10 protein-coding genes and 8 pseudogenes are annotated in these 17291 nt (G+C 57.5%); 4 read left to right on the top strand and 14 right to left on the bottom strand.

Annotated features, from left to right (window positions below; genetic code table 11):
* The first annotated feature begins 24 nt into the window (after positions 1–24).
* Positions 25–240, top strand: coding sequence for a hypothetical protein (locus AC6I8M_RS11750; RefSeq protein ID WP_022547230.1), 216 nt, complete (start codon positions 25–27; stop codon positions 238–240).
* 34 nt (positions 241–274) lie between these two features.
* Here the strand turns inward: AC6I8M_RS11750 and AC6I8M_RS11745 are convergent.
* Positions 275–973 (bottom strand): annotated as a pseudogene (locus AC6I8M_RS11745) (phage antirepressor KilAC domain-containing protein).
* A 263-nt stretch (positions 974–1236) separates the two neighbouring features.
* Here AC6I8M_RS11745 and AC6I8M_RS11740 point away from each other — a divergent pair.
* Positions 1237–2429: pseudogene (locus tag AC6I8M_RS11740) on the top strand (zinc-dependent alcohol dehydrogenase).
* A 39-nt stretch (positions 2430–2468) separates the two neighbouring features.
* Here the strand turns inward: AC6I8M_RS11740 and AC6I8M_RS11735 are convergent.
* The 5 genes and pseudogenes from AC6I8M_RS11735 to AC6I8M_RS11715 form a co-directional block, all read right to left on the bottom strand.
* Positions 2469–2816 (bottom strand): hypothetical protein, encoded by a 348-nt coding sequence (locus AC6I8M_RS11735; RefSeq protein WP_058948750.1) that lies wholly within the window; start codon positions 2814–2816, stop codon positions 2469–2471.
* A 29-nt stretch (positions 2817–2845) separates the two neighbouring features.
* Positions 2846–3019: a hypothetical protein gene (locus tag AC6I8M_RS11730; RefSeq protein WP_010615659.1), complete on the bottom strand. Its 174-nt coding sequence runs from the start codon at positions 3017–3019 to the stop codon at positions 2846–2848.
* A 105-nt stretch (positions 3020–3124) separates the two neighbouring features.
* Positions 3125–3457 (bottom strand): endoribonuclease MazF, encoded by a 333-nt coding sequence (gene mazF, locus AC6I8M_RS11725; protein WP_010615660.1) that lies wholly within the window; start codon positions 3455–3457, stop codon positions 3125–3127.
* Positions 3457–3702 (bottom strand): AbrB/MazE/SpoVT family DNA-binding domain-containing protein, encoded by a 246-nt coding sequence (locus AC6I8M_RS11720; RefSeq protein WP_010615661.1) that lies wholly within the window; start codon positions 3700–3702, stop codon positions 3457–3459. The genes mazF and AC6I8M_RS11720 overlap by 1 nt, the downstream gene beginning before the upstream one ends.
* Before the next feature lie 99 nt (positions 3703–3801).
* Positions 3802–4656, bottom strand: a pseudogene (locus tag AC6I8M_RS11715) (helix-turn-helix transcriptional regulator).
* 115 nt (positions 4657–4771) lie between these two features.
* Here AC6I8M_RS11715 and AC6I8M_RS11710 point away from each other — a divergent pair.
* Positions 4772–6181 (top strand): MFS transporter, encoded by a 1410-nt coding sequence (locus AC6I8M_RS11710; protein WP_058948751.1) that lies wholly within the window; start codon positions 4772–4774, stop codon positions 6179–6181.
* 119 nt (positions 6182–6300) lie between these two features.
* On the opposite strand, the pseudogene AC6I8M_RS11705 reads toward AC6I8M_RS11710, so the two are convergent.
* The 5 genes and pseudogenes from AC6I8M_RS11705 to AC6I8M_RS11685 form a co-directional block, all read right to left on the bottom strand.
* Positions 6301–7383: pseudogene (locus AC6I8M_RS11705) on the bottom strand (ABC transporter ATP-binding protein).
* A gap of 3 nt (positions 7384–7386) precedes the next feature.
* Positions 7387–8245, bottom strand: a pseudogene (locus AC6I8M_RS11700) (carbohydrate kinase family protein).
* A complete protein-coding gene (locus AC6I8M_RS11695; protein ID WP_010615664.1) occupies positions 8245–9084 on the bottom strand; it encodes a carbohydrate ABC transporter permease in 840 nt (279 codons plus the stop codon). The pseudogene AC6I8M_RS11700 and the gene AC6I8M_RS11695 overlap by 1 nt, the downstream one beginning before the upstream one ends.
* Positions 9074–9988 (bottom strand): carbohydrate ABC transporter permease, encoded by a 915-nt coding sequence (locus AC6I8M_RS11690; RefSeq protein WP_498013389.1) that lies wholly within the window; start codon positions 9986–9988, stop codon positions 9074–9076. Before AC6I8M_RS11690 ends, AC6I8M_RS11695 begins: the two co-directional genes overlap by 11 nt.
* Positions 9989–9997: 9 nt before the next feature.
* Positions 9998–11236: pseudogene (locus tag AC6I8M_RS11685) on the bottom strand (extracellular solute-binding protein).
* Positions 11237–11500: 264 nt separating this feature from the next.
* Between AC6I8M_RS11685 and AC6I8M_RS11680 the strand changes: the two are divergent.
* Positions 11501–12671, top strand: a pseudogene (locus AC6I8M_RS11680) (ROK family transcriptional regulator).
* A gap of 17 nt (positions 12672–12688) precedes the next feature.
* Here the strand turns inward: AC6I8M_RS11680 and AC6I8M_RS11675 are convergent.
* The 3 genes and pseudogenes from AC6I8M_RS11675 to AC6I8M_RS11665 all read right to left on the bottom strand — a co-directional run bounded on the left by AC6I8M_RS11675 (position 12689) and on the right by AC6I8M_RS11665 (position 17061).
* Positions 12689–14486, bottom strand: a pseudogene (locus AC6I8M_RS11675) (ABC transporter ATP-binding protein).
* A complete protein-coding gene (locus tag AC6I8M_RS11670; RefSeq protein ID WP_498013388.1) occupies positions 14483–15916 on the bottom strand; it encodes a M81 family metallopeptidase in 1434 nt (477 codons plus the stop codon). The pseudogene AC6I8M_RS11675 and the gene AC6I8M_RS11670 overlap by 4 nt, the downstream one beginning before the upstream one ends.
* 11 nt (positions 15917–15927) lie before the next feature.
* Positions 15928–17061, bottom strand: coding sequence for an ROK family transcriptional regulator (locus tag AC6I8M_RS11665; protein WP_010615667.1), 1134 nt, complete (start codon positions 17059–17061; stop codon positions 15928–15930).
* Between the last annotated feature and the right edge of the window lie 230 nt (positions 17062–17291).

Genomic DNA, 17291 nt, shown 5'->3' with positions numbered 1-17291 from the left:
AACATAAGCCAGATGGAGGTTAATATGCGTACCACCCTGATGACGCTGCCGCAGATGGCGCACTACCTTGATATCCCCTGTACCACGCTGGCCCGTGCTATGTGCAATCGTGGCACGCTGGAAAAATTGCCGCTGCCGGCGGCGGTTGATGACAGCCTGCCGCTCTCCTTTCGCTGCTGGTCACGCGAAGAGGTCACGCAGTTTCGCCATCGGCTACAGCGCCGCCGCCATCAGCGCTAAGCGAACCCAGCCGGTCATCCTGACCGGCTGAATGTCAGGCGGCGACACCATTCGGCCGTGCAGCAACATGACCGGCCCACAGGCTGGCAACCCATTTCACACCTTTCGCGGTAAACCGTGCCTGCGAAAAAGCATGCTGGTTTTCACCCATTCCGCTGCGCAGCGCAAAATAGCCAGCCTGCAGATGGTGCTGCTGTGGTGTCAGCGCACCTTTGTCACTGTACATAATGTTGCGCTCTAGCAGAAACTGCCGAAACTCCGGCTCTTTCACCTTGAGCATTTTGCACAGCTGGCGAAAACCCAGCGACTCATGCACATCAACAAAACGATCAAAGAATTCTGCCTTTGAGGCCGTCAGCGCCAGTTGCTGTTCCGCCGCACGGCGTTGATCAAACTGTTCTGCCCAGGCCGTGCCGCTTCCGCCGGATTGGTGAAATCGGGCAGATGGGTGAATTTTTCCCGCTCCTGCCAGCGGTCCGGCGGTAAAGCAGGGGGAAAGACGAGCAACCGCCAGCAGCGAGTCACGTTTATTCAGCTGAAACTCCTGACGTGTCTCACCTTCATGCTCGTAATGATTCACCGTGACAGGCTGGTAAAGGCGCTGCGCGGTTTCCAAGCTTTTAATCAGGCGCTTCACTTCGCCATGCGTGATGCCGGTTATTCTGGCAATTTCACGGCTGCTCATCAGCAGAGTTGCGTTGAGAGCAGCAAGACTTTCCGTTGAGATCATCATCAGTATCACCTCTTATAAACGTGGAACAGCCCATCAGACTGCTGGATAAGCATACAATGTACTGTTTGCGTATGCAGTATTATTTTTAGCCGTTACTATAAGAAATGCATCTCTGCGAGATATCGCACAAAGCGCAACTACGCTGAACGCCGTTCTGCACTCGATACCGATACGCTTGCCTATTCGACTATTACCACTAGGCTCAAGCGATTCAGGTTAAATAAAGACAGCCTTTCGTTACGCTTATTTATGAGGAGCTGATTATGAAAGCGTTAACTTATCATGGCCCACATCGGGTGCGTGTTGAAACTGTTCCTGACCCTATTTTAGAGCAGCCGGACGACATTATTTTACGCGTCACCGCGACGGCAATTTGCGGCTCCGACTTACATCTCTATCGAGGGAAAATTCCCGGCACCGAGCACGGTGATATATTTGGTCACGAATTTATGGGTGAAGTGGTCGAAGCGGGGAATGAGGTTACCAACGTAAAAACTGGCGATCGCGTTGTGGTACCCTTTGTTATTGCCTGTGGCGACTGTTTCTTTTGTCATCTGCATCAGTATGCGGCCTGTGAAAATACCAATAGCGGGCGCGGTGCTATTTTAAACAAGAAAAATATTACCCCGCCTGCAGCGTTATTTGGCTACAGCAAACTGTACGGTGGCGTGCCGGGCGGCCAGGCGGAATATGTACGGGTGCCAAAAGCCAATGTCGGGCCGTTTAAAGTGCCGCTGACGTTGCCAGATGAGAAAGTGCTGTTTCTCTCCGATATCCTGCCCACCGCCTGGCAGGCAGTGCAAAATGCCGGGCTGGATAAAGGCTCCAGCGTCGCCATTTTCGGCGCCGGCCCGGTCGGGTTACTGAGCGCCGCCTGTGCGCGTCTGGTAGGGGCGGAAGAGATCTTTATGATCGACCACAACGCTTATCGACTGGAATTTGCCCGCCAGCGTTATGGGGTTACGCCGATCAATTTTGATGAAATCGACGATCCTGCTGGCTGGATCATTGATCATACCCAAGGCCACCGGGGCGTTGATGCGGTAATCGATGCGGTAGGTTTTGAAGCCAAGGGCAGCCTGACGGAAACGGTGATGAGTAATCTGAAGCTGGAGGGCAGCAGCGGTAAGGCGCTGCGGCAGTGTATTGCGGCAGTGCGCCGTGGCGGTGTGGTCAGCGTGCCGGACGTGTATGCCGGCTTTATCCACGGCTTCCTGTTTGGCGATGCATATTCGATAAAGGACTGACGTTTAAAATGGGCCAGACGCATGTGCAGGCCTATTTACCGCGCCTGCTGTCGCTGATTGAGCAAGGGCTGCTGACGCCGGAAGAGATTGTGACGCACCATATGCCGCTGGAAGAGGCCGCGCGCGGCTATGAAATTTTTGAAAAACGCAAAGAGGATTTCCGCAAAGTGATTCTGGTGCCCGGTATAGCCAGTACCACGCCGGCTTGAGTGCTGACAGGCAGCCTGACGGCAGCCTGCTTCTGTGGCTTAACGCACGATATCTTCATCGCGGTCGTTGAGCTCGGGTAGTGCAATTTGCCGTGAGGGCGCGTTATCCAGCCGATCGCCATAATCAGCACTGACATCGGGCAGGCTGGTAAACTGACCAGCGACGAACAAAAAGCTCAGGTGTTTTTCCACCTCTGCCAGTAATTCGTCCACTTCCTGCTCCGTTTCTCCCCCGGCATCTTTACCGTCCAGCTGCCAGCGATAACGATCGCCCACTCTTTCCGCACCGCCAATATCAACGATGTGGCCATCGATATTTTCCACCAGTAAACGCTGACGGGAAAAATAGAGTAAATAGGGCATCCGATCGCGGTTGTTTTCTGACATAACATAACTCCTTCATGACGTTACCACGGTTAGCGCAGAAAATAATAGCGAAACGCAAATACTGCCCAATATACCGCGTTCAGACCTAAATAGGCCCAGCATCCCCAATAAGCCACAGGCTCGCGATGGGTGCGCAGTTTAGGTAAGAAAGCCAGTAAATAACCGGCTGCAGCAATAAGCGAAACGAAATAAAGTAGTTTCATGCGCTTTCCTGAATTTATTATCGTCTGATAAGCATAGTCAGGATAAATAAGGTTGGGGATAGCGCAGGACGTTCTTATCGGTGGCGATGGCAAAGATAGCGAACGTCAGCCAATCAGCGCTTTAGCTTTAGCGTGTATCTCACTCAGTTTGTCGGCGGTCACATGGCTTTTTTTCACCACTTTTCTGGCGCGCCAGTCGATGGAGGTGACCTGATCGGCCAGCGCCACACTATCACGGCTACCGGTAAGGGAAACTTCGAAAGGATAGCCTTTGACCTGGGTGGTACACGGGACGCACAACAACATGCCAACCTTGTTGTTATAGGCAAAGGGACTCAGCACGACCGCAGGACGATGGCCGCCCTGTTCATGGCCGAGGGTGGGATCAAAATCCAGCCAGATGAGATCGCCTGCATCGGGAACAAAACGTGACACCATCAGATTCTTTCCTTGCCCACTGAAGGTCCAAAATCAATTTTATCATGGACGTTATCGTCGGTGATCTCGTCCAGCAGAGCGTCCAGTGAATACACCTTTTCCCTGAGCGGCACAAGGATCAGTTTGCCATCTTCAACGCTGAGTTCCAGTTTATCGTCCACACTGAGCGACGCGGATTGCATCACGCTGGACGGGATGCGAATCGAGGACTGTTGCCCCATTTCTTTAATGGTGACGGTCGTCATAACAGGCCTCCGAAGAATGTGTATACATTGTATAGTCGTGATGATGTTAATACAACGTATAAACACCTTCAGCCTGACATGTTAAGAAACCGGCAGGATTCAGCGCCCCGTTAACTGCTGCAGCGCCGCTGCGCTGGCGGCATCATCCGGCACATACACCAGCAGGCGGTCACCGTTGCGTGACGCCGACTACCAGTTATTCTGGCGCAGGGTCATTTCGCCCACTTCTGCACGGTAAAAGCGTTTCACGCGGTTTTCCACCTTGCCTAGTTCGTAGCGCTGCTAGGTGTGCGCGAACTCATCGGAACTGTTCAGCAATCGCGCCAGAAAGCTCTCTCAGTGCGGATCGCCCAGATGCTCGCCCATCTGACCGCGAAACATCGCCACCATCTGCGGCATCACTTCGTCCCAGTCGGTCATCACGTTGCGCCAGCCGGCATGGTTGAACGCCAGCCAGATACAGTTGCGATCTTCCGGCGCGATCTGGGCTAAATCGACGCCCATCAGCGCACACCACGCCTGGTTATAGCCGAGGATATCGAAGCGCGGCGTTTCGATGATCGCCGGCAGTTGAATGGCATCCAGCATTTGCTGATTATGTCCGGCGAGTTTGCAGCAGGCAGCGGTGACGCGCATCGATGGCAGGGTGTGTCCGGCCAGCGAAAACAGATGCTGCGTCTCTACATCGTTGCATTGCAGGGCGCTGGCGATGGCCGTCAGCATTTTGGTGGAGGCTTTGATATCGCGCCCCTGTTCCAGCCAAGTGTACCAAGTGACGCCGACATCCGCCAGCTGCGCCACCTCTTCACGGCGTAAACCCGGCGTGCGACGCTGACGCATACGCGGTAAACCGAGGCGGTTAGGATCCAGGCTTTCACGGCGCGTACGTAAAAAGGTACCGAGTAATTTACGGTTGTTCAGCTCAGCGGGGGTAAGGGTTTGCGCGGTGCTCATCAGCAGCTCTCCAGACGAGACGGGTAGAATTTATACCATGATAATCAAGAACTGGTACCCGTTTAATGGTTAGGTGATGCTATGCCGTAGTGAAACTAAAAACAAGGTTAACGCTATGCAGACATCGCAACTTCAACGAGCAGGACTGGTGGTCCTGCTGGCCGGGCAGCTATTGCCGATGATCGACTTTTCCATAGTCAACGTCGCGCTGGATGCGATGGCACAATCGCTGCGTGCCTCGCCGATCGCGCTGGCGCTGATCGTGGCGGTGTACGGTATCGCCTTTGCTATTTGTCTGGCGATGGGCGGACGACTGGGCGATAACTTTGGCCGCCGTCGCGTGTTTCTTGCCGGCGTCTGGATCTTCCGCATTGCGTCATTATTGTGCGGCATCGCTAACAGCGTCGGCATGCTGATGTTTGCCCGCGCGCTGCAGGGCGTCGGCGCCGCTTTTATGGTGCCGCAGATTCTCGCCACGCTGCACGTCACGCTTCAGGGCAGGGCGCATGCACGGGCCATTGGGCTGTACGGCGGTATCGGCGGGCTGGCTTTTATTATTGGCCAAGTGCTGGGCGGTTTTTTGATCAAAGCCGATATTGGCGGCTACGGCTGGCGCAGCGTGTTTCTCATCAACCTGCCGATCTGCCTGTTCGTCCTGCTGACCGCGCGCCGCTTCGTGCCGGAAACGCATAACCTCAAGCGCGTGCCTGTGGATGTGAGCGGTACGCTACTGCTGGCCGGCGCGATCGGCTGTCTGATGCTGGCCCTGGCGCAGGGGCCGCTGATGCACTGGTCGTGGCCGTGCCTGTTACTGCTGGTGCTGTTTCCGTTGTTTCTGCATCGGCTGCGTCACAGCGCGCTGCGACTGGAAGCCGCTGGCGGATCGCCGCTGCTGCCGCCCTCGCTGCTGCGTCTTTCCAGCGTGCGTTTTGGTCTGACGCTGGCGGTGCTGTTCTTCTCCTGCTGGAGCGGCTTTATGTTCGCGGTGGCGCTGACGCTGCAATCCGGCATCGGCATGACCGCTTTCCAGTCCGGCAATGCGTTTATTGCCCTAGGCGCGGCCTATTTTATCGGCTCAATGCGTACTACCCGCATGGTTGAGCGCTATAGTAAACGTGCCACGTTACTGTCTGGCTGTGCGATTCAGATGGTCGGCTTGGTGGCGCTGATCGCGACGCTGCAGCTGGCGTGGCCGCAGGTGGGCATTGTTACGTTGATTCCGGCTACCGCGCTGATTGGCTTTGGCCAGTCGTTTATTATCAGCACCTTCTACCGAATTGGCATGAGCGGTGTGCCGCATCATCAGGCCGGAGCAGGCAGTGCGGTGCTGTCCACCGTGCAGCAATCGGCGCTGGGACTGGGACCGATGCTGCTCGACGGCGTGTTCACCCAAATCAATCAGCATGGTAATCATCTGGCAGCCATCAGCGGTACGCTGGCGGTTGAGTTGCTGATGATGGCACTGCTGGTAGTGCTGACCAGCTTCAACCGTCGGACGTTCCAGCCGGCGACGGCTGAAGGCTGACGCCGGAGGGAAAAAGTCAGCCCTTCTGGTCACCGTAAACGGCGACCCTGCAAGGTAATCACAGGTTTTTTTGCCGAGTGCGCATTAATGCGCTCCGGCATTTAAAAACCGCTCCACGCTTAATTTTCTGGCAGGCGTAAGCCACTTTCGGCATCGAACAGATGAATTTTTCGTGGATTGAAACCGATGTTTAGCGTCGCGCCGCTGCCGGCCGCATGCCGTCCGGCCATCTGCATATGCAGCGCATGACCGTGCCAGTCAAGGTGCAGCAGGGTTGATTCCCCGGTAATCTCTACCACGTTCACCATCGCAGCCGCGCCGTCCTGCAATTCGCGCAGATCGTGCGGGCGCACCCCCAGCGTCACGGCAGCGCCTTCACGTTCCCGTGCCACCGCCTGTCACTGTGCGGGCAGCGGCTGCCACCAGTCCTGACACTGCACGCCCGGCAAGCCGTCATGCGTCAGCAATTGTGCCGGTAACAGGTTCATTGGCGGCGAACCAATAAAACGCGCCACAAAGGTATCTGCCGGACGATCGTAGATCGCCAGCGGTGCGCCTTGTTGCACGATGCGTCCCTCTTTCATCACCACAATCTGGTCGGCCAGCGTCATGGCTTCTACCTGATCGTGCGTGACATACACCATGGTGGTTTTGAAACGCTGATGCAGCGATTTGATCTCGGCGCGCAGCTCCATGCGCAGCTGGGCATCAAGGTTAGAGAGCGATTCGTCAAACAGAAACACCTGCGGATTACGCACCATGGCGCGGCCCATCGCCACGCGCTGACGCTGCCCACCCGATAGCGCGCGCGGGTAGCGCTGCAGCAGCTTATCAATGCCAAGAATCGCGGCTATGCGCGCGATTTTCTGCTGCTGCTCATCGCGGCGTACCTTTTTCACCTGCATATGAAACGCCAGGTTTTCGGTCACCGTCAGATGCGGATAAAGCGCATAACTCTGAAACACCATCGCAATGTCGCGATCGGCGGGATCGCGATCGTTAATCTGCACTTTATCCATCAGAATCGCGCCGTCGGACAGGCTCTCCAGTCCGGCGAGCAGGCGCAGCAGCGTCGACTTGCTGCAGCCGGACGGGCCGACCAGCACGGTAAAGCTACCGTCGCGAATGGTCAGGTCGAGCAGATGCAGCACCGATTGTTTACCGTAGCGCTTGGCCACTTTAACGAGTTCAACATCGGCCATAATTTAAAACTCCTGTGCGCATAGTTGCAGTTGTTGCCAGTCGGGATAGCGACGTGGCTGCGTGCTGATTGCCAGTGAGGCCACCGCAATGCCCCATTGCAGCGCGGTGGCAAGATCCTGCTGATGCAGCAGCGCGGTGAGAAAACCGGCGTTAAAGCTGTCGCCGGCACCGATGGTGTCGACCACCGCGACCGCGCGACCGGGCTGATGCAGGCTGTGCTGACGCTGCCAGCAGCCCGCGCCCTGCGCACCGCATTTCACCACGCAGCCGCCGCGCCCGCTGAGCCGTTGCGCCAGCTGGTGCGCGCCGGTGTGCAGATTATCTGCGGCACTCAGCCCGAGCGCTTCGACTTCATTGAGCAGCAGCCAGTCGCACTGCGGCAACCAGCGGGCGATTTGCGCACGGACCTCATCGCTCCAGCCCTGCGGCGGCCAGCCGGTATCGACAGCGGTGATAAACCCGCGCTGCTGCAGTTCGGCCAGCAACTGCGGATAGTCGTCATACAGTTGCAGGCAGAGAAACGTGCCGCACAACAGCACGATATCGCCGCTGCTGGCTTGCGCCGGGAGCTGGCTCAGCACGTCCTGCGCGCTGAGCCGCACAATGTGACCGAGATTGCTGAGGAACGATCGCTCGTGATCGGAGTGCGTGACGCCAACGGTGAGCGAGGTTTCGCAGGCGCACCTGCATCGCTTCTAGCGCCAGCGAGCAGTTGCCCGCCGAACCGCCAGGACGCAGCTCACTGTGCTGCAGCATCACTTTGGTGCCGCGCTGCGGCCAAGTGTCCAGCGTACCCATGATGACATCGACATTGATATTGCCCACCACATAGAGCGTGGCACGGGCATCCTTATTGCTCATCATCCTTTGCTCCCGCCACTGGCAAGGCCGCTGACCAGCGTTTTTTGCAGCCAGATAGCGATAAAGAGAGGATAAACCGACGCCAGAATGCCGACGGCGGCAATCAGCCCATCGTCGGTGGCGCGGCCTGCGGTAAAGCAGGCAATGGTGACCGGCAGGGTTTGCGCGGCGATGTTACTGGTGAACAGCAGGGCGTAGAAAAACTCATCCCACGCCAGCAGCCAGCCAAACAGCGCCGCCGCACCCAGCACTGGTTTCGCCAGCGGCAGCGTAATGCGCAGCAGCACCTGCCAGACGCGCAGCCCATCAAGACGCGCGGCCTGTTCGATATCCTGCGGCAGGGCATCAAACTGGTTTTTCAGCATCCAGGTGAGAAACGGCAAAATCAGCGAGCAGTACACGATGATCAAACCGGGTCGGGTGTTGAGCAGGTCGAACTGCTGCAGCAGAAAGTAGAGCGGCAGCACAAACGCTACCGGCGGCACCATATAGATGGCCAGAGACGCGAACAGCCAGCCGTCACGGCCGCGATAGCGGGAGAAGCTGAACGCCGCCGGAATCGCCAGCAGCAGGCACACCAGCGTCGCGCCGGTCGCCACCAGCAGGCTATTACCCAATGCATGCAGAAACAGCGCGCCGGGCTGGCCGGGTTCCAGCGAGATCAGCCTGCCGTAGCGGCTGAAATCCCACTGGCGCGGCAGCCACTCAAGCGGCACGCGTGTCAGATCGCTGGTGGCGCTGACGCTCATCAGAAACAGCCAGCCCATCGGTGCCACGACGGAGAGCGTCACCAGCAGCGCCGCCGCGTATTTAGCGCAGGTACGCAGTTTAACCTTCATAGGCACTTCCCCGACGGCGCTGCCGCCACAGTAATAGCATGTGTAAAGGGTGATCAGCACCGCACAGCAGCAGCGTCATTAACATGGCATAAGCCGCACCGCTGCCGGCGCGCAGGTAGCTGAATGATTCCTGATAGACGTAAAAGCTCAGCGTTTTCGTGCTGTCGACCGGACCGCCGCGCGTCATCACATAGATGATGTCGAAGATCTTAAAGGCATCGATGGTGCGTAACACCAGCGCCACGCTGAGCGAGCCAACAATCGCCGGAAAGGTGATGGCACGGAAACGCCGCCATGCCGATGCGCCATCCAGCCGTGCCGCTTCGTAGAGATCCTCTGGCACCGATTGCAGCGCCGCCAGTACCAGCAGCGTCACCAGCGGATAGTTTTTCCAGATGTCGGCAAACATTACCGCGTTGAGCGCGGAAGCCGGCGACCCCAGCCAGCTGCGGTAGCCATCGATGAAACCGAGCTGCGTTAGCAGGGCGTTGATACTGCCGTAGTCCGGATTGAAATTGAGGCGCCACATCATGGCGTTCACAATGGTTGGCAGCGCCCATGGCAGAATCACCAGCACGCGCAGCACGTTACGTCCGGCGAATTTCTGGTTGAGCAGCAGCGCAACCAGCACGCCGATGACGCCTTCAATCGCCACCGACACCACGGTGAAGTAGAGCGTGCGGCCCAGCGAGGTTTGAAAATCCGCATCAGTAATGGCGTACAGATAGTTCTCCAGGCCAATCCATTGCGGCGCTTCACCGCCGCTGCCAATCAGCGCGGCATCGGTAAAACTCAGCCAGATAGTGCGCAGCAGCGGCCAGGCGGTGAGCAACAGCATCACCAGTAGCATGGGTGCCAGCAGCACCCATGCCTGCCGTTGTTCGCGTTGACGCAAACTCAGCATACTGACCCCTTAACGCAGACGCGCCGCACTTTTATCTACCGCCTGCATGGCCGCTTCCGGTGTCCCGCTGCCGACCAGAACCTGTTGCAGCTGCTGCTGCAGGGTGTTGGAGAGACGTGAGTAATCAGCGGTTTTCGGACGCGACAGCATGACATTCAGCGATTTGTCGGCAGCAGCGATCAGGCTCTCCTGATTCTTACTGACCGCGGGATCCTGATAGGAGCTTTTCCAGATCGGCAGACTGAGCGTGGCGTATTTATTCTGTACCGGCTGCGAAGTCATGTAAGTGATGTACTGCCACGCCTGCTCCGGATGGCTGCTGCCTTTGGCAATGCCCAGACCCATCGAACCGTTCACCGCGCCGAAACGATTTGGCGCATCGCTAGGTGCGGGCATGATGCCAACCTGGCCGGCGACTTTACTCTGTTTGGCATCGTTGGCCATGTTGTACATATAGGTCCAGTTGAGAGCGAAAGCCGCATCGCCGTTGGAGAAGGCTTTGCGCACGTCCTCTTCCAGATATTCGCGTGAAGCAGGGTTGGTCAGGCCCTCATCGAGCGAGCTTTTCATCAGCTTCACCGCCTGTAGCGAGGCTGGCGTAGAGAAATCGAGCTTGCCGTTGTTATAGAATTTGCCGCCGAAGCCGGAGACCGGCGTGGTGTAGTCACACACCAGCGCTTCCGCCTGTGACCAGCTCCATACCAGCGGATATTTAACGATATTTTTCTGCTTGATGATGCGCGCATCATCCATCACCTGCTGCTAGGTTTGCGGCAGATCTTTAATGCCGGCTTTTTCCAGCATCGCTTTGTTGTAGTAGAGATATTTGGTGTCGAGGATCCACGGCATGCCCAGTGTTTTGCCTTTGAACACTACGGTGTTCATTGCGCCGGGGAAGATTTTCTCTTTTTCATCTGCGCTGATGCGGCTGCTGACATCCTGCAACAGGTCGAACTTACTGAATTCCGCCGGCCAGATGGCATCAAACAGCACCACATCGTAACCGTTGCCGCCCGCGCCGCGTGCCGCGACGATCTTATCGTGCAGCGCTTCGTAAGGAACAAACTCCAGATTGACCTGCACGTCCGGGTGCGCTGACTGAAACGCCTGAGTTATAGCGCGGATATCGTTTTCACTGTAGGCCGCCTGCGTCATAAACAGAGCGTTAAGCGTAGTGGTAGCCGCTGCCGCGCTGCCAGCGCAGGCGAACAGTACGGCGGCAAAACAACCTTTCATCTGGTTTTTCATTGCGTTCTCGCCTTCATGCAGTAGAGGGTGTTTAATTAAATGAATTTGATTGATTTAATGTCGCGCACAGATTGCCAGCGCGCAGTGGCTGACAGCAGTGAGCTAAAGCAAGGGATGTGCCAGGGCATAAAATAACTGTGCCACCCGACACTACTGTGCACAGATTTTTGCCGCTGTCAGGTAAACAGGTTGTAAAATGTGTGGCCGATCATAGATATTGAGGCGGCGGTCCGCAGCGGTGGTTAAAAGAGGGAAGCGAGCAGGATGAAAACGTCGGGAACCAATCTTGAACATGCGCGCGCGCACAATCGCCGGGTGATTATCGAAGCGATACGCCTGCACGGTGAGCTGACCCGTGCCGAGCTGGCGCGACTGACGGCGCTAACGTCGCAAACCGTCTCGAATATCGTCGCTGAACTGGAGCAGGCGGAGCTGCTCACCAGCCGTCAGCCGCGCAAGCAGGGCCGCGGTCAGCCGGCGATTCCGGTCACCCTGAATCCGGCCAGTGCGTTTTCCATCGGCATCCATCTCGACCATCAGACGCTACTGATTGTGCTGGTAGACCTGACCGGTGAAATCCATTTTCGCCGCCTTATTATGGTGCAAAAACTGCAGCCGGATGCCACATTAGTGCGCATTGCCGAGGTGCTGGCGGAGATCAAACAGCAGACCGGGCCGCGCTGGCAAAAAGTGCTGGGTATTGGCGTGGTGATGCCGGGGCCATTTGGTGTGGAGGGTATCTCATCAATGGGGCCGACCACGCTGCACGGCTGGGAGGACGTCGATATCGCGGCGCGTCTCGCTGAGATGAGCGAGACTGCCGGTCACGCTGGAGAATGATGCCACAGTCGCGGCGATTGGCGAACGCTTTCACGGCGTGGCGCGTCATCTTAATTCCTTTATTTATCTGTATATTGGCACGGGCCTGGGCGCGGGCATCATCATGGATGGCCATGTGTACAGCGGCCATGCGCACAACGCCGGTGAAGTGGGGCATGTGGTGGTTGAACCCGGTGGACGTGAGTGTTACTGCGGCAATCACGGCTGCCTGGAGCGTTATGTTTCGCTGCAGGCCGCTTACGAATTCTGCGGGCTCGACCCGATGAGCGCGCTGCCGGAAGATTTACTGCAGGTTGATCCGGCGCTGTTTGATCGCTGGATTGATACCGTACTTACGCCGCTGCGCCAGGGTATTAACATGCTGGAATGTATCTTTGATGCCGAGAGCGTGATTATTGGCGGCATGATGCCTGCGGTGTTGCTGGATAAAATTATTCAGCGCCTGCCGCCGCTCTACCAATCGGTGCGCGGCCGCTATCTGACCGGCACGCGACTCAAAACCGGCATGACCGGCAGCGACACCGCCGCCTTGGGCGCAGCGGCTCTGCCGATTTTTGATGAGTTTAATCCGCAGTTCCAGGTACTAATGAAGTGAAAAACGCGACCAGCGTTTTATCGCATCACCCAGTGTCCGGCGCTCACTTCCTGATAATGCCGTGTTTCCGGCACAAATCCATTGGCACGCACCGGGCTCTTCAGCTCGCTGACGTCCACGTGCCGTTTTAAATGGCGGCGCGCCGGATCGGGGACCGGCACCGACGCGAGCAGTTTCTGTGTGTAAGGGTGCTGCGGATTCTCAAAAATAGCCGCGCGCGGTCCAATCTCAACAATCTCCCCCAGCAGCATCACCGCCACACGATGGCTGATGCGCTCTACTTACCGCCATATCGTGTGAGATAAACAGGTAAGACAGATTCAGGCTGTGTTGCAGATCGAGCAGCAGATTGATGATCTGTGCTTTCACGGTGACATCGAGGGCGGAAACCGACTCGTCGGCAATGATCATTTTCGGATCGAGCATCAGCGCGCGGGCAATGCAGATGCACTGACGCTGACCGCCGGAAAATTCGTGCGGATAGCGTTTCAGCATGGTTGCGGGCAGGCCAACGTGCGTCATCAGTTCGGCCGCTTTGTTCTGTGCGGCGGCCTTACTGCCCAGCCGATGCTGTAAAAAAGGTTCGGTGAGGGCTTCCAGGACCGACATACGCGGGTTAAGGCTGGCAAACGGATCCTGAAAAATCATCTGCATGGCGCAGCGCATCTTGCGCAGTTCGTGCCGAGAGAGGGTCAGCACGTCGCTGCCGTCGAAAGCAATCTGCCCGGATGCCGGCTGCACCAGCCGCGTCAGCGAGCGGCCGATGGTGGATTTACCACAGCCGGATTCGCCGACCAGCGACAATGTTTCACCCGGCAGCAAATCAAACGAGATATTCTCCACGGCGTGCACCGCACCGGTTTTACGGCTGAACAGCCCTTCGTGAATGCTGAAGCGCGTGCTGAGGTTCTTCACCGACAGCAACGGCGTTTGCCCTTGTGGCGTCTGCCGCGCCTGCGCCACCGGCGCTTCGCCGTTGAGCGCAAACTTACGCGGTCCATCAATGCCGCGCATGGCACCCAGCTGTGGCACGGTCGCAATCAGCGTGCGGGTATACTCAGCCGCCGGGGCTGAAAAAATCGCGGCGGTGCTGCCGGTTTCCACCATCTCGCCCTGATACATAACCAGCGTTCGGTCGGCGACTTCCGCCACCACGCTCATATCGTGGGTGATGAACAGCACGGCGGTGCCTTCCTCCTCCTGCAGGGTCTTAATCAGGTCAAGGATTTGACCCTGAATCGTGACGTCGAGCGCCGTAGTCGGCTCGTCGGCAATCAGCAGTTTTGGGCGCAGCGCCAGCGCCATGGCGATCATTACGCGCTGACGCATGCCGCCGGAAAAGTGGTGCGGGTAATCACTGAAGCGTTTGGCTGCGTTGGGAATACGCACTTTCTCCAGCAGCCGGATGGTCTCCTCGCGGGCGGCGCGTGCACTGATTTTGCGGTGCGCGATCAGCGCCTCAGCAATCTGGTGACCGATAGTGAACGACGGATTAAGGCTGGTCATCGGCTCCTGGAATATCATCGCGATGGCATTGCCGCGGATATCGCGCATTGCACGTTCGCTCTGAGTGAGCAAGTCCACGCCGTTCAGCAGCACTTTGCCGCTGATACGTGCGTGACGGCTATTCAGCAGGCGCATGATCGCCATCGAGGTAACGCTTTTGCCTGAGCCGGATTCACCGACGATCGCCAGCGTTTCGCCGGCCCCGAGGGTAAAAGAGACGTTTTTCACCACTTCGCGCCAGCGGTCATCACTGCGAAACGCGACGGTGAGATTTTCGATGCTCAGCACCGGCGGGTCAGCGCGATTCATTGTGCCGCCACAAAGCGCGCCGAGCGGGTGCTGACCGGCACAAAGGTAAAATCGGTATCGAACGGATAAGCCGGCTGCAGCTTGCGCTTGCGCACCAGCCGTTCAACATACTGATCGACCACACCTTCCGATAGGGCCATCAGGTTGGGATTGGCAATCGGCGCCAGCTCGGGCGACAGGTAACCGGATTTTACCACCACAATTTTTGCCTGGAGCGGATCGAGTCCGAGCAGGGCGAAATCCGCCAGGTTGTGGTAAGGACGACGCCGATCGGCAACCACCACGGTGATGCCCGCAATCTTCAGCAGCGCCTGACGGGCAACCGAACGGGCATCATCACTCAGCAGCAGCACGTCAAACTCGCCGCTGACTTTGCCGCTAGCAGGATCCAGCGTGGCACCGATAGTCAGGGAGAGCCGGGCGCCGACGCCCGCGGCGAAGGCCGCCTCAGTGGCCGGTTTATCGGTAATGCCCGCGACGATGACATTCTGCCGCAGCAGTTCGGCCAGTACATCGGCCCGATCGCCCACGCCGCCGCCGGTCGGGTTATCACCGGAGTCGGCGAGAATCACCGGTCCGCTAGGGCTGGAAATCGCCATGCGTACGCACTCTTCAGTACTGCCGGTCACGCAGCCAAACACAAATTGCTCACGCGCCTGCCAGTAAGCCAGTGCCAGTTTGGCCGCCTGTTCAGGCAGCACATCGGCATCGGTACCGGTCATGATGGCTGCCGCCGTAGCGCGTGGCTCATCCGCCCAGACATAGCCAACCATCAGCGAAGCATCCCAGATATGTTCAAGTGCGTTAATCCCGGGCAGGCTGGCGTAAAGGCTTTTGGCCGGTTCATCTTCAGTGCTGGTGCGCTCGCCTGGCAGCACGACGGGGATCGGCGCCCACACCACACCCGGTCGGATGCCGCTTTGCAGGCTATTGACCAGCATTGAGACGGAGCGGCGCATGGTCTCTTCCACATCGATATGTGGTGCCGTGCGGTAGGTCGAAAACATATCGATCGCGTCGATGATGCGCTGCGAGACATTACCGTGCAGATCGTAGCTGACGCTAATCGGACAATCGGGCCCGACCAGCTCGCGCGTCGCGCTAATCCAGTCGCCTTCCGCGTCTTCCATCCCTTCGACATAAACCGCGCCGTGCATCGCCAGGTAAACGCCATCCACTGGCAAATACGCCTCGAGCCGACGGAGAAACTCCTGTTTGAAGGCATCATAGGTCACACGTGCCACCGGCCCACCGGCAATGGCGCGGGCGTGAAAGGTCGGCAGAAATTCGGCCGCGTAATCCTGCAGAAAGGCGAAATAGGGATTCGTCGTCATCGCTTCACCCCGCACGATGCGGAAATCGTCGGCGTAATTGAGCACCGGATTCCAGGTACTGCATTCAGTATGAATTTCACCATAGGCAATGGGCATAACAGACTCCGCTAGTCGGGTAAGTGAACGATAAAACGGTAAGCCGCCACACTGGCTGCGGCGCGGGCCCAGCTGAACTGATCAATCGCCATGCTGGCGATGGGCGTCTTGCCCATGATTGAAGGCAACACGTGACTATCTACCGCCTGCATCACCACGGTTCTGAGCAGGCCGTCGAATGCATCCGGCTGATGGGCGATGACAATCATCTCCGGATCGTTCATCTGAATGATATTGGCGATGGCGAGGCCAAGTGCGTCACCTGCCTGGTGCAGAATGGCGATCGCGGCGCTATTGCCTTTCACCGCCAGCGCTTCCAGTTCGGCAACGCTGGTGCATGGCCGCTGTTTGTCACGCATGCTTTCACGCATCGCAGTGAGCGACGCCAGCGTGTCAAGGCAGCCGCGTTTGCCGCAGCGGCACGGGCGGCCGCCTGGCTCTACGGTACAGTGAGCAATTTCACCGGCCCCACCGTGCGCGCCGCGGTGCAGCTGCCCCTGAAAGAAGTGCGCGGAGCCAATGCCGTCGCCGTGGGAAATCAGGGTGAAATTCCGCGCCTTTTTCGCCACGCCGAAAATCTTTTCGCTGACCGCCAGGGCTTTGGCATCGTTTTCCAGTGACACCTCCAGACCGGTTTGCGCGTTAAGCAGTGCCGCCAGCGGGACGTTTTTCCAGCCCAGCAGGGCCGACTGGACGCACACCGCCTGGTTTTCATCCACAAAGCCGGAAAGCGTGGCGCCCAGCCCAATAAGCTGATCGGCGGAGATGCCTTTTTGTGCAAGCAGGCCGGGAATGGCGGCGACCAGCGCACCAGCCAGCAGCGCAGGGTCGGGATTCAGCGGCATGTGGGTACTGTCCAAAATGCGGCCGTGCATATCTGTCAGCACCAGATACACATCGTCACCGAGCAACGACGCACCGAGGAAATAGGCGCTGTCGGCACGCATTTTTAATAACACCGAAGGCTGACCCTGACCGTTACTTTCCGGAATGCTCTCTGCAAGGAGTCCCGCGCTAAGCATCTCTTTGATTAATGTGCTGATTGCGGCTTTACTCAGCTTCATTTTTTCCGCAATTGCCGTGCGGCTCAGGCCATGCGAAGCAATTAATAAACGCAGAATTTGTTGCTGATGAGCATTAAGCATCAGAGTTCTCACGGCATAGGCTGTATTCGGCCGACAATAATCAGCCGCGAAAACAAATTCAAGCGTATTTAGTTTATTTTCTGAATGCAGATCGAATTATAAGTAAAATATATGAACTTACATCTTGGCTTTTGTTTGCGGTGTGTGCCTTATATAGCGTCGAGCCCGTTCTTCTGCTGCCGTTAACATGACCAAAGCGTATGGCAGGCGATGACGCGCATTGACGGTCA

The sequence above is a fragment of the Type-A symbiont of Plautia stali genome (genome assembly GCF_059731155.1).
The sequence above is the reverse complement of the archived record's forward strand: the minus strand, read 5'-3'. Positions and strand labels throughout refer to the sequence as shown.